The 11,038-nt window shown below is 71.2% G+C and carries 15 protein-coding genes and 1 pseudogene; 6 read left to right on the top strand and 10 right to left on the bottom strand.

Features of this window, described 5'->3' with window-relative positions:
• The first annotated feature begins 129 nt into the window (after window positions 1-129).
• Complete coding sequence (locus ACFWFI_RS34915) at window positions 130-924, top strand: SDR family NAD(P)-dependent oxidoreductase (protein ID WP_387398328.1); 795 nt, start codon at window positions 130-132, stop codon at window positions 922-924.
• Window positions 925-950: 26 nt separating this feature from the next.
• A complete protein-coding gene (locus ACFWFI_RS34920) occupies window positions 951-1,655 on the top strand; it encodes a ribonuclease H family protein (protein ID WP_387398301.1) in 705 nt (234 codons plus the stop codon).
• Between the two features lie 15 nt (window positions 1,656-1,670).
• On the opposite strand, the gene ACFWFI_RS34925 is transcribed toward ACFWFI_RS34920, so the two are convergent.
• On the bottom strand, window positions 1,671-2,075 hold the full coding sequence (locus tag ACFWFI_RS34925; protein ID WP_387398330.1) for an ATP-binding protein: 405 nt from the start codon (window positions 2,073-2,075) through the stop codon (window positions 1,671-1,673).
• A 246-nt stretch (window positions 2,076-2,321) separates the two neighbouring features.
• Here ACFWFI_RS34925 and ACFWFI_RS34930 point away from each other — a divergent pair, with 246 nt between their 5' ends.
• The 4 genes from ACFWFI_RS34930 (at window position 2,322) to ACFWFI_RS34945 (ending at window position 5,874) form a co-directional block, all read left to right on the top strand.
• Window positions 2,322-3,176 carry a helix-turn-helix domain-containing protein gene (locus ACFWFI_RS34930; protein WP_387398303.1) on the top strand — a complete coding sequence of 285 codons (855 nt, stop codon included), beginning with the start codon at window positions 2,322-2,324 and terminating at the stop codon, window positions 3,174-3,176.
• A gap of 121 nt (window positions 3,177-3,297) precedes the next feature.
• Window positions 3,298-3,555 (top strand): WhiB family transcriptional regulator, encoded by a 258-nt coding sequence (locus ACFWFI_RS34935; protein ID WP_387398305.1) that lies wholly within the window; start codon window positions 3,298-3,300, stop codon window positions 3,553-3,555.
• 41 nt (window positions 3,556-3,596) lie between these two features.
• Window positions 3,597-3,935, top strand: a complete 339-nt coding sequence (locus tag ACFWFI_RS34940) for a YkvA family protein (RefSeq protein WP_387398307.1) — start codon at window positions 3,597-3,599, stop codon at window positions 3,933-3,935.
• A gap of 37 nt (window positions 3,936-3,972) precedes the next feature.
• Window positions 3,973-5,874: a rhamnogalacturonan lyase gene (locus ACFWFI_RS34945; protein ID WP_387398308.1), complete on the top strand. Its 1,902-nt coding sequence runs from the start codon at window positions 3,973-3,975 to the stop codon at window positions 5,872-5,874.
• Between the two features lie 116 nt (window positions 5,875-5,990).
• Here ACFWFI_RS34945 and ACFWFI_RS34950 read toward each other — a convergent pair whose 3' ends face one another.
• From ACFWFI_RS34950 to ACFWFI_RS34990, 9 genes and pseudogenes are all read right to left on the bottom strand, one after another.
• Window positions 5,991-6,353, bottom strand: coding sequence for a DUF6221 family protein (locus ACFWFI_RS34950; protein ID WP_387398311.1), 363 nt, complete (start codon window positions 6,351-6,353; stop codon window positions 5,991-5,993).
• Window positions 6,350-6,670: a DUF6221 family protein gene (locus tag ACFWFI_RS34955; protein WP_387398313.1), complete on the bottom strand. Its 321-nt coding sequence runs from the start codon at window positions 6,668-6,670 to the stop codon at window positions 6,350-6,352. Before ACFWFI_RS34955 ends, ACFWFI_RS34950 begins: the two co-directional genes overlap by 4 nt.
• The gene (locus ACFWFI_RS34960; RefSeq protein ID WP_387398315.1) at window positions 6,667-6,894 is read right to left on the bottom strand and encodes a hypothetical protein; all 228 of its coding nucleotides are present in this window, start codon (window positions 6,892-6,894) and stop codon (window positions 6,667-6,669) included. Before ACFWFI_RS34960 ends, ACFWFI_RS34955 begins: the two co-directional genes overlap by 4 nt.
• A gap of 282 nt (window positions 6,895-7,176) precedes the next feature.
• Window positions 7,177-7,350 carry a hypothetical protein gene (locus ACFWFI_RS34965; RefSeq protein WP_387398317.1) on the bottom strand — a complete coding sequence of 58 codons (174 nt, stop codon included), beginning with the start codon at window positions 7,348-7,350 and terminating at the stop codon, window positions 7,177-7,179.
• Window positions 7,351-7,359: 9 nt separating this feature from the next.
• Window positions 7,360-7,596: pseudogene (locus ACFWFI_RS34970) on the bottom strand (flavoprotein); the annotation flags it as partial.
• 26 nt (window positions 7,597-7,622) lie between these two features.
• Window positions 7,623-8,066 carry a MarR family winged helix-turn-helix transcriptional regulator gene (locus ACFWFI_RS34975; protein WP_387398319.1) on the bottom strand — a complete coding sequence of 148 codons (444 nt, stop codon included), beginning with the start codon at window positions 8,064-8,066 and terminating at the stop codon, window positions 7,623-7,625.
• Window positions 8,067-8,208: 142 nt separating this feature from the next.
• Window positions 8,209-8,865 (bottom strand): class I SAM-dependent methyltransferase, encoded by a 657-nt coding sequence (locus tag ACFWFI_RS34980; RefSeq protein WP_387398321.1) that lies wholly within the window; start codon window positions 8,863-8,865, stop codon window positions 8,209-8,211.
• A 145-nt stretch (window positions 8,866-9,010) separates the two neighbouring features.
• Window positions 9,011-9,922, bottom strand: a complete 912-nt coding sequence (locus ACFWFI_RS34985; RefSeq protein ID WP_387398324.1) for an alpha/beta hydrolase fold domain-containing protein — start codon at window positions 9,920-9,922, stop codon at window positions 9,011-9,013.
• A gap of 153 nt (window positions 9,923-10,075) precedes the next feature.
• Entirely contained in the window at window positions 10,076-10,636 is a 561-nt protein-coding gene (locus ACFWFI_RS34990) for a quercetin 2,3-dioxygenase (RefSeq protein ID WP_387398326.1), read from the bottom strand.
• Between the last annotated feature and the right edge of the window lie 402 nt (window positions 10,637-11,038).

Consider the following 11,038-nt stretch of genomic DNA (forward strand, 5'->3'; position numbering starts at 1 on the left):
GGTCCTGGTTGCCCTTGACCTGCGGCGGCGTGAAGCTCCGAGCCGTGCCCGCCGGAAGGCGTCCCGTCCCGGGGAGTGTCAGGGTGGAGACCCGGTACACCCGTGGACATGGGACGAGAGGACCGCGACGTGCGTATCGATCTTGACGGCAGGACCGCGGTCGTGACCGGCTCCTCCCAGGGCATCGGCCTCGCCATCGCCACCGGGCTGGCCGGTGCCGGAGCGCGCGTCGTGCTGACCGGACGGGGCCGCGACCGGCTCGACACGGCGGCGGATGTGCTGCGCGGCGCAGAGCCGGACGCCGACGTCCTCACCATCGCCTGTGACCTCGCCACGGAGCAGGGAGCCGCGGAGCTCCTCGAGGCCGTGCCCGCCGCGGACATCCTCGTCAACAACCTCGGCATCTTCGGCTCCCGGCCGCCGCTGGACATCACCGACGAGGAGTGGCGCACCTACTTCGACACCAACGTCCTCAGCGCGGTGCGCCTGATCCGCCGCTATCTGCCCGGCATGACCGAGCGGGGGTGGGGCCGTGTGCAGAACATCGCGAGCGACTCCGCGATCGTCATCCCCGCCGAGATGATCCACTACGGCATGTCGAAGACCGCGCTGCTCGCCGTCTCCCGTGGCTTCGCCAAGGAGGCCGCGGGCACGGGTGTGACCGTGAACTCGGTGATCGCCGGGCCCACCCACACCGGTGGTGTCGAGGACTTCGTCCACGAGCTCGTGGGCGGGGACCTCCCCTGGGACGAGGCCCAGCGTACGTTCATGCGCGAGCACCGCCCGCAGTCCCTGCTGCAGCGCCTCATCGAACCCGAGGAGATCGCGAACCTCGTCGTCTACCTCAGCTCCCCGCAGGCGTCGGCCACCACGGGCGCTGCCGTGCGGGTGGACGGCGGCTACATCGACTCGATCGTGCCCTGACCTTCCGGGCTGGCATGATCAGGGGCATGGACGAGCGCATCATCGCCGCGTGTGACGGGGCATCCAAGGGCAATCCGGGACCTGCGGCCTGGGCGTGGGTCGTGGCCGATGACCAGGGGAACCCCCGACGGTGGGAAGCGGGCCCGCTGGGCACCGCCACCAACAACGTCGCCGAGCTCACCGCCCTGCTGGAACTTCTGAGGTCGACCGATCCGGCCGTGCCCGTCGAGGTGCGGATGGACTCGCAGTACGCGATGAACGCGGTGACCAAGTGGCTGCCGGGATGGAAGCGCAACGGCTGGAAGACGTCGGCGGGCAAGCCGGTCGCCAACCGGGAGCTGGTGGTCGGCATCGACGAGCTGCTGAGCAGCCGCAGTGTGACCTTCCGCTACGTGCCTGCGCACCAGGTGGACGGCGACCCGCTCAATGCCCTGGCGGACCAGGCCGCGAGTGAGGTGGCCGTCTCGCAGCAGGCCGCGGGGACCGCGTACGGCACCGTGGACATGCCGGTGCCGGCCCCGGCCCGCTCGACGAAGAGCCGGGCGGCGGGTGCGGGCGTGGCCGGGAGCGGGTCTGCGGGCGGCTCCACGGGCCGGACGCGCTCCAGCGGCACGATCCGCGCGAAATTCGCGGGCCGGTGTCACTGCGGGAAGCCGTACGCGGCCAAGGACATGATCGCCAAGAATCCGAACGGCTGGGGTCACCCGGAATGCCGGGCGGCGCTCGCCTGAGTCGTCCGGAGGGGTTCAGACATCGGCCCAGACGAGCCGGCCGGACACGCTGGTCCGGGTTCCCCATCGCGTCGCCAGCGCATCCACCAGCATCAGGCCCCGGCCGTCCTCGGCCACCGACGCCAGGCTGAAGCCGTCGTCCGTGCCGTCCGGCCCGTGGAAGGCCACCGGGCCGGGGCCCTCCGTACCGTGAGGCCCGTCCGCAGGGGCGCCGAACGGCTCGGGGTTCCGTGGGCCGGGCAGTTCCGGTATGTGGCGCCGGCCGCGGTTCCACACGCAGATGCGCACCCGGCCGGAGGTCCGCAGGAGGCGGCATCGGATCCGCCGGCCCGCGGTGTGCTCCACCGCGTTCGTGACCAGTTCGGTCACGACAAGGGCCGCCTTCTCGACGCGCTCGTCGGGTTCTCCCCAGCTCCGCATGACTACCTGCACGCGGTGCCTCGCCACGGGGACACCTCGGGGGAGGCGGGGTATCCACCAGCTCTGTGCGCTTCGCCCGCCCGAGCCCTCCGGGGCCAGGCGTGCGCACGTAACTATTTCCGACATGTACGTACTCTCCGTGCAAAATGCATACTTTGCAAGAGGCAGAATGTCAGGATGGTTCTGATTCGGAGCTCACAGCTCCGAAATCCGCACCGAATCGGAGCAGGCGAGGAAGGTACGTGGATGAGGCCACGGTCCGGCCCCACCGTCGAGCACCGTGTCCTGGCGACACGTCTGCGGATGCTGCGGGAGCGCGCGGGCGTCAGTCTCCAGGCGGCGGCTGTGGCACTGGGTGCCCACCCCGCCACCGTCCGCCGGATCGAGCGTGCCGAGACAGGGCTCGACGCCCATCAGGTCCGCGTCCTCCTGGAGCGTTACGCGGTGTCCGGCGCGGAGGCCGAGCCGATCATGGCGGGCCTCGCGGCCGCGAATCTGCCGGGCTGGTGGCACCGGTGGCGGGACGCGATGGAGCCGTGGCAGCAGGAGGTCATCGGCATCGAGTCCTCCGCCGCGCTCGTCCGGACCTGGCATCCCGCGCTGGTCCCCGAGCTGCTGCGCACCCCGGCCTACGAGGCGGCCCTGTGCCGGACCATGACCCCCGATTCCGCGCCGAGGCGCGACAAGCACCTCCAACTGCTGGCGGAGCGGCAGCGCCGCCTGCAGGAGCGCGGCGCGGCCCTCTGGGCCCTGTTCCCGGCCGCCGCCCTCCACACGAGGGTCGGAGGCCCCGCGGTGATGGCCGAACAGCGGACGGTGCTGGAGGAGGCCGCGCACCGGCATCACCTCACGGTCCAGGTCGTGCCCCTCGACTTCCCGCCGCATCCCATGACGGGTGTCCCGCCGCTGCACCTGCTGCGCGTCCCGGCCCCGGAGATCGGCGACCGAGCGGTCCTGGAGACCCCCGGGGCCAGGGTGGAGATCATCGGCGAACCGGCCGCCGTCATGGACTACCGCATCAGGCTGGACGGCGCGTGCGCGGCTGCGCCGCACCCGGGTTCGCCGCTGCCGGAGGGAAGCCGCAGCACCGGAAACCCTTGAAGGGCGGGCCTGTTGTGGTTTCGAATGCCCGATGACGGTCACGCGCACAGTACGGAGCCCGAAACGAAGCGGAATTCAGCAGAGATCAACGGACCGTTCCCTGTGAGAAGGAGTGAGAGTCATGGACAACTGGCGCACGCACGCGGCGTGCCGCGAAGAGGACCCCGACCTGTTCTTCCCCATCGGCAGCAGCGGCCCCGCGCTCGTACAGGCCGAGGAGGCCAAGGCCGTCTGCGGGACCTGCCCCGTGCGGGAACAGTGCCTGGATTGGGCTCTGGAGAACGGACAGGACGCGGGTGTATGGGGAGGCATGGACGAGAACGAACGCCGTGCCCTGAAGCGCCGCCGCGCCCGGCAGCAGGCCAGGAGCCACGGGTGAGGCATCCCGGCTCCGGCCGTCACGCAGGGAGACGATGAGCCGTGGACACCTCGGTCTGGCTTCTCGTCGGCGCGCTCGCGGTCCTGCTCATGGCGGGCGCCGCCGCCGTCCTCCTGGTACGCGTGATCCGGGCCAGAAGGCTCCTCGTCGACGCGGGCGTCCCGTTGCACAACAAGGCGCTCGTGTGGGCGGCGGTGATCTACACGGTGTCTCCCGTCGACCTCCTGCCGGACCCCGTCTACCTCGACGACATCGGCTTCCTGCTGCTCGCCCTGCGCTCGCTGCACGCCGCGGCGCACGCGGCCGGTGCGGGGCGGGGGCGGTCGGCCGCGAAACAAGCGGAATCCGGCGGCAACCTTTCGGCATCCGGGAGCAACTGAGGGGGCGTAAGCCATCCCCTGCCAGAAGGTGCCTCTTGTGGAGCCTCTGCTTCCCCACCCCGATTCCCGCCCCCGCCGCAGACGCCGTATCACCCGTACCCGCGCGCTGGTCGGCGCTCTGGCGGCGGGGCTGCTCGCCGCCGGCGGGCTCGTAGCACTCGGCCCGGTCTCGCAGGCCGCCACCGCCCGGCAGGCCGAGGCGCTCGACCGCGGCGTCGTGAGCGTGCACACCGACAGCGGGAACCTCGTCAGCTGGCGCTGGCTGGGCACCGACCCCGACAACGTGTCGTTCAACGTCTACCGGGCCGGTACCAAGGTCAACACCTCGCCGGTCACCGCCTCGACGAACTACTTCCACTCCGGCGCGCCCGCCACCGCCGACTACACGGTCCGCGCGGTCGTCGACGGCGTGGAGCAGAGCGACTCCGTGCACGCGATCCAGTTCCGTGCCGGATACAAGGACGTACCCATCAGCCCGCCCGCCGGCGGGACGACACCCGACGGGGTCGCCTACACCTACGAGGCCAACGACGCGTCCGTCGGCGACCTGGACGGCGACGGAGCCCTCGACTTCGTACTGAAGTGGCAGCCCACCAACGCCAAGGACAACTCCCAGTCGGGCTACACGGGCAACACGATCATCGACGGGGTCCGCCTCGACGGCACCCGGCTCTGGCGGATCGACCTCGGGCGCAACATCCGCTCCGGCGCGCACTACACCCAGTTCCAGGTGTACGACTACGACGGCGACGGCCAGGCCGAGGTGGCCATGAAGACCGCCGACGGCAGCGTCGACGGAGCCGGGAAGGTGATCGGCAGCTCCTCCGCCGACTACCGCAACTCCTCCGGTTACATCCTGTCCGGACCCGAGTTCCTGACGATGTTCAACGGGAGGACCGGCGCCGCGATGGGCACCGTCGACTACGTCCCCGCACGCGGCACGGTCTCCTCGTGGGGCGACTCCTACGGCAACCGCGTCGACCGCTTCCTCGCCGGTACGGCCTATCTGGACGGCGCCAGGCCTTCCCTGATCATGGCGCGCGGCTACTACACGCGCAGCGTCATAGCCGCCTGGGACTGGCGGGGCGGTGCCTTCACCCGGCGCTGGACCTTCGACACGAACAGCTCGACGAACTCCGGCAAGGGATACGACGGCCAGGGCAACCATCAGCTGTCCGTCGCCGATGCCGACGGTGACGGCAAGGACGAGATCATCTACGGCGCCATGGCCGTGGACGACAACGGCAGCGGACTGTGGACCACGAAGAACGGCCACGGCGACGCCATGCACGTAGGGGATCTCGATCCGTCCAGGGCGGGCCTCGAGGAGTTCAAGGTCGACGAGGACAGCTCGAAGCCGTCCTCATGGATGGCGGACGCCAAGACCGGCCAGATCCTCTGGTCCACACCGGCGAGCGGGGACAACGGACGCGGCGTCTCCGGCGACATCTGGTCCGGCAGCGCCGGTGCCGAGTCCTGGTCCTCCGCCGTCTCCGGCGTGCGCGGCCCGAAGGGCGACGTCGTCACCAGCCGCAAGCCGTCCAGTTCCAACTTCCTGTCCTGGTGGGACGGCGACACGACGCGTGAACTCCTCGACGGCACCCATATCGACAAGTACGGCACCTCGGCCGACACACGCCTGCTGACAGGGGCCTCGGTCCACTCCAACAACGGTACGAAGGCCACGCCGTCGATCTCCGGAGACCTCTTCGGCGACTGGCGCGAGGAAGTCGTCTGGCCGACGACCAACAACACGGCGCTGCGGATCTACTCCACGCCGTACGAGACCGGCACGAAGATCACCACACTGCTCCACGACACCACGTACCGGACGGCGCTGGCCTGGCAGAACACCGCCTACAACCAGCCCCCGCATCCCAGCTTCGCCATCGGCAGCGGGATGGCGACCGCACCCCGGCCGAGCATCACCACGCCGTAGCTGCGGAAACGTCGGTTTCGCTGCTCACGAACGGCGGCCGCGGGAAGACCTCCCACGGCCGCCGTTTCTGCATCTGGATGCCGGGGGGGGCGGAGACTTCAGCTCCAAGGGCTGGCTCATGGCGCCCACTCCGGGCGGTACTCCGGATGGTCCGAGTACACGGCGGCGAGCAGGCGCAGAGACCGCCCGTACACCTCGTCGGGTCGCAGGAAGACGATCAGCTGCCGCTTCGCCTCAACCTCTTTCAGGGTGCGCGCAGGGTCGTGCAGCGCAACGTGCTCGGCGCGCGCCGCGTCCTCGTCGGACCCGCCAACCTCCGGGCCGGTGGTGACGTCGGGCGGGGCGTCCTCGTCCAAGGGGGTGGAGTAGACGCCCGTCCCCAGGGCCTGCCAGTCCGCCCCCGTGCCGCCGGCGGCAAGGGCGGCGGCCTTCTGCTCGTCGAGTCGGGCATGGAGGAAGGCAGCCAGGTCGGCGGTCATGTAGGGCTCCCGGGCCGGTCGGTGGGCTCGTGCGGATAGTCCCGGTGTTCCATGTAGGGCGCGGCGAGCAGCCGGAGCTGGTACTCGGCGTTCCGACCACCCGGCCCCGCGGTTCCCAAGTTCGGCACCACGGTGTCCTCCAGCAGCGCGAGACGAACCTCGGCGGTGGCGAGGGTGAAGCGGGCGTGCTTGGCGGCGTCCTCGGGTTTGACGCCGAAGCGTTCGGGCTGTGTGACCACCACGTTGGCGGCGAACCGGGCCTTCTCCAGTTCCTCGGTGAAGCGGGCCCGGAGGAAGACGGCCAGGGCGGCGGTCATGCGGGGTCCTCCCGATCGCCCGGCGTCGACCACGGGCCTGTGGCCGGCCTGTCGGGGAGTTTGGCCCCGGCTTCATGGACGTACCAGCGGAGGAACTGGCGCAGCACCTTCGACATGTCGGCTTCCGGATCGGGGCTGGCTTCGACGCCGTCTCCGAAGCGTTTCCACAGGTCGGTCGGTGCGCGGAACTTGCGTAGCCCGGTGGGCCCCTTGGTGCTTGCCATGCGGCCTCCTTGTGGGCGCGTCTGTGGCCACACGAATCTTCCCATGCCGCTTGATGTGTAGCCGCAGTGTGGCTACATTCGGGCCATTGTCAAAGGAGCCCGGAAGGGACTCCGGCGCAGCGCTCAGGAGCTCATTCCTCCAGCGTGCGGTGTCACAGGTGCAACCGCATGCGGGTGACGGTGAGGATGCCGTGCCGTCCCTCCCCGACGGAGGATGTGGTCGCGAGGGCGTCGGCGATGCGTCGGGCGAGGACGAGCTCGAGTCGTGCGGACAGCCGGAGGTCACGCCGCCTCGACGGCGCCGTCCTGCACCGCGGAGCCCCACTCGACCAGCAGCCGCTCGTACTCCTGGCGGGCCTGCAGCGAGCCCAGACCGCCATCCACGAGCGCGCGGATCTCCGCGTTCAGCTCGGCAAGTGAGCGGACCGAAGTCGGCTCGGCGGGCGGGGTGGGCATGCGCCGATTCTACGGTCGGGGGCTGACAATGGCGTCGACTGCGTACAGGGCGAGATGCCACGGGTAGTCCTCCGGCCGGCGCTCCCCGGGCCGGTTCGGCACGAAGCCACCCTCGCCGTACAGCATGGTCACGCCCATGTCAGGTTGCTCGGCGATGCTCCGCTCGAACGCCCGGTGCTGTACGTAGGCGGCGTTCACGCACGGCATCGCCACGATCGGGATCCGCTTGCCGATGCACTCCGCGACCGGGGCGCGGCCCGTCCGTACGCGGCTCAGAAGCCGGCCGTCAGAAGGGGCGGTTCGCCCCAGGGCCGCGTCAGGACGTCGCGGAGCATCCCGGCCTCGGGGCCGATGCGCTCCGCCAGGACGGCTTCTATGCCGGCGAGCATGACCTGCGCCCGCTCGTGCGCCCGCGCACCCGCCGGGGTGAAGCGGACGATCCGGGACCGGGCGGAAGCCGGATCGGGTGTCTGCTCCAGAAGGCCCATGCCGATCAGGCTGTGCACCGCCTGGTGCGTCGTCTGACGGGTGACGCCCATCCGGCGCGCCAGTTCGGAGATCGAGGTCCCGTCCGGATCGAGCGTCGCGAAGACCGCGGCCTGCGCGGCGGTCACGGGCTGCTCACCGGCGGCCGTCATGCCTGCCAGCAGGGCGTCGTCGAACCAGCGCTTGGCTTCGCTGAGCAGCTGGGGCATGTTCGGTGGGGTGTCGGTCATGGTTCCTCGATCGGCCGGCGGTTTTCCGAGCATACGGCCCGGTCCTCGACGGGCTCCGGGGGAGGAACGGGACCTGAACCGGTGCCGCGCCCCGGCCCGGTAGCCGTCCGCCTTCCACAGGGCGGCGCCGTACGCGCAGCCGTCAGACCTGGTGCCAGACAAGCGTGTAGCGCCAGAACAGACGGCGACGCAAGCGGGCGCCCGGCAGCACCTCCTGGGCGCCCCGTACGATCTCGGCGAAGCTCATGGCGGGCGGAAGCGTCGGGGCGGTCATCGACGCGGGGCGAGTCGCCCTGCGTCCTCTGTTCCTGACCAGCGCCATGACGACGTTCATCGGGATCGCCGCAGCCCCGAGGGCATGGTCGCCGAGCGACCGCGCGCGGGCGACTCCGACGACGATCAGCGTCCCGCCCGGAGCGAGGTGGCCGCGGAAACGGGCGAGCGTCTCGGAGAAGGGCAGATGGTGGAGGGCCGCCACGCACGTGATGACGTCGAACGGGCCCTCCGGCAGCCCGGCCGCCGCGTCCCGGACCGTGAACACGACGGGGAGCGCGGGCACGGTGAGGCCCTGAGCGCGGGCGACCACGGCGGGGTCGGCGTCGATGCCCTCGACGGACATGGCCCGGGCGGCCAGGAGCCGGGCCAGGTCACCGCTGCCGGACCCCACGTCCAATGCCCTGTCGAAGCGCTCGGGCAGGCGGCGCAGCAGCCAGCGATGGTAGTGCGTGTTGTGGTCCCAGGGGCGGGAGGCATGGAAACGGTCGAGTGCCTGGAGCACGCGGGACATCGGTGTCGGCATGGCGGGATTCCATCACCTTGCGGCGCCGGCGACAGGCGATCCGGGCGTCTGCTCCTGTCCGGCCTTCGGGAGCGCCCCAGACCGGAGCGCAATCCGGCAGCGGCGGCCCCATGCGGGGCTGTCCGCCCACCGCACGCGGCGGCGGTCAGCGGGTGAGCGCCCGGGCGAACTCGACCGAGCGGTCGAAGCACTCGGTCACGCCCTCGTCCGGGAGCCCGACCCACAGGTGCTGGGCCCCGTCGATCAGACGCAGTTCCACCGGCGCCCCAGCCTCGCGCAGCACGTCGGCCAGACGCACGCTCTGCCTGCTGGGCACGAGGGTGTCGTCGGTCCCGTGCAGCAGGAGGAAGGCGGGGGAGTCCCCCGAGACGTGGTGAACAGGGCTGGCGGCCCTGGTCAGCTCCTCGTCGGCGGCGGGGGCGGCTCCCAGGAAACGCGCCTCGCGGGTGGTCGGGTCGTCGGCGTCGAAGCCGCCGCCGTGGTCCGCAGCGAGGGCGCCGAGATCGCTGGGCCCGTACCAGCAGACGCACCCCCGGACCGTACCGGCCGCCGACCCGGCGGAGGTGAGCGCGGCCAGGGCGGCGAGATGCGCGCCTGCGGACTCACCCCACAGGACGATCTTGGAACGGTCCACCGCGAGCTCGTCCGCACGGCCGCCGAGCCAGCTCAGCGCGGCGGCGAGATCGTCCCGCTGGGCGGGGAAGTGCGCCTCGCCGCTCAGCCGGTAGTCGAGGCAGGCGACCGCGAATCCGGCCTGGACGAGCCGGGCGAACGGGCCGGGGCGCCAGGCCCGGAAACGGGGTCCCATGTCGTCCCGGCGCCCGGTCCGCCAGCCGCCGCCGTGGACGAACACGACAAGAGGCACGGGCCCGTCCGGCTCGGCCGGCCGCCACAGGTCCAGCTCCAGCGGACGGCTGCCGTCGGGCACGGCGTAGACGGCACCGCGCAGGAGTTCCACCCCCGGCTCCGGGTGCGACGCGGGCGGGAGGGGCAGCGTGGCGGGGTCGGGCGGAGCGAGCAGCTCGAAGGGGAAGGGCGGGAGCGCGGAGCGCGTCATGACAGGGACCTTTGGCGGCAGGCGGAGGTGAGGACTCTCGTCAGAGGGTGGGGCAGGGAGGACGATCCCCGGTGAGGCCACGGGGCCGGCCGTCCACCCCGCTCCGGCGCGTGGACGCCTCCTGAGCGGGGTGCGGCGGACCGGTGCGACCGGTCAGTCCCGGGTGCGCCACTGCTGTTCGGGCATGAACCGCACGTCGTACCGCTGCGGCACCGTGCCGAACTTGTGCGGCTCGGGCACGAAGGGCTCGCGAGGCAGGGTCAGTTCCTCGGTCGGCGTCCCGAGGTTCTCGAAGAACCGCTCGAAGGTGCCGCCCGGGCCCGCGGCCACGCCGATGATCTGGCTGTGGTGGCGCTCGATCCGGTAGGCGTGCGGGCAGTTCTTGGGTACGAACCCGAAGTCGCCTGTGGTGAGCAGCTTCTCGTACTGCTCACCCTCCTGGTCCTCGACGAAGAGCCGGGCGGCGCCACTGCCGATGTAGAAGACCTCGTAGGTGTCCGCATGCAGGTGGGCCGGGATGATGTCGCCCTTCGCGCCTTCGACGGTGAAGAAGTTGAAGGCGTTCTCCGTCTGCTCCCCGCCGGCGTAGACGGTGACGAGGTCTCCGAAGAGATGGGCTCGGTCCCCCATGCCCTTCTCGATGAAATACGGCTTGCCCGGTTCCGGGGGGATCTGGGAGCGGGTGCGGTACTGGGTGGCGTACTCCATGGTCATGGTGAACCTCCAGAGGTCGGCTCCGATGCGAATGTCAGGCTACCTGACGTTTGGAGAGGCGTGAAGGGCGGTGAAGTGGCCCGGTGGTGCGAGCCGGAGCGACGGGCTGTCACGGACACCGCGCCCCTGGGGCGGTCCGGTGCCCTGCCGAGGCCTCGGTTGGTGCTCCAGTCACCCCCGGGGCGGACGTGTGTGGTCGCGTGCGTCCGACGCCCGTCCGACGCCCGTCCGAGGCCCGTCCGACGCGCGTACGCGGCCATCGGTGCCGATCCGTAGCGTGTTCGCCGGTGAGGCGGTCGAGAGTCCTGGGCGCGCCTAGGACTCTCGTTTGGATCTTGCCGGGCTCGCGGGGTCTGGTGCCGCACCTCGCCGCGTTGGCGGCGAAGGAGGGAGGCATGGCTC

This window comes from Streptomyces sp. NPDC060209 (genome assembly GCF_042728155.1).
Lineage (GTDB): Bacteria > Actinomycetota > Actinomycetes > Streptomycetales > Streptomycetaceae > Streptomyces.

What these genes read in the sequence shown, in the direction of transcription:
- ACFWFI_RS34920 (WP_387398301.1), top strand. Translation starts at nt 951, where the DNA reads ATGGACGAGCGCATCATCGCCGCGTGTGACGGGGCATCCAAGGGCAAT.
- ACFWFI_RS34925 (WP_387398330.1), bottom strand. Translation starts at nt 2,075, where the DNA reads ATGCGGAGCTGGGGAGAACCCGACGAGCGCGTCGAGAAGGCGGCCCTT.
- ACFWFI_RS34930 (WP_387398303.1), top strand. Translation starts at nt 2,322, where the DNA reads ATGAGGCCACGGTCCGGCCCCACCGTCGAGCACCGTGTCCTGGCGACA.
- ACFWFI_RS34935 (WP_387398305.1), top strand. Translation starts at nt 3,298, where the DNA reads ATGGACAACTGGCGCACGCACGCGGCGTGCCGCGAAGAGGACCCCGAC.
- ACFWFI_RS34950 (WP_387398311.1), bottom strand. Translation starts at nt 6,353, where the DNA reads ATGACCGCCGACCTGGCTGCCTTCCTCCATGCCCGACTCGACGAGCAG.
- ACFWFI_RS34955 (WP_387398313.1), bottom strand. Translation starts at nt 6,670, where the DNA reads ATGACCGCCGCCCTGGCCGTCTTCCTCCGGGCCCGCTTCACCGAGGAA.
- ACFWFI_RS34960 (WP_387398315.1), bottom strand. Translation starts at nt 6,894, where the DNA reads ATGGCAAGCACCAAGGGGCCCACCGGGCTACGCAAGTTCCGCGCACCG.
- ACFWFI_RS34965 (WP_387398317.1), bottom strand. Translation starts at nt 7,350, where the DNA reads ATGCCCACCCCGCCCGCCGAGCCGACTTCGGTCCGCTCACTTGCCGAG.
- ACFWFI_RS34975 (WP_387398319.1), bottom strand. Translation starts at nt 8,066, where the DNA reads ATGACCGACACCCCACCGAACATGCCCCAGCTGCTCAGCGAAGCCAAG.
- ACFWFI_RS34980 (WP_387398321.1), bottom strand. Translation starts at nt 8,865, where the DNA reads ATGCCGACACCGATGTCCCGCGTGCTCCAGGCACTCGACCGTTTCCAT.
- ACFWFI_RS34985 (WP_387398324.1), bottom strand. Translation starts at nt 9,922, where the DNA reads ATGACGCGCTCCGCGCTCCCGCCCTTCCCCTTCGAGCTGCTCGCTCCG.
- ACFWFI_RS34990 (WP_387398326.1), bottom strand. Translation starts at nt 10,636, where the DNA reads ATGACCATGGAGTACGCCACCCAGTACCGCACCCGCTCCCAGATCCCC.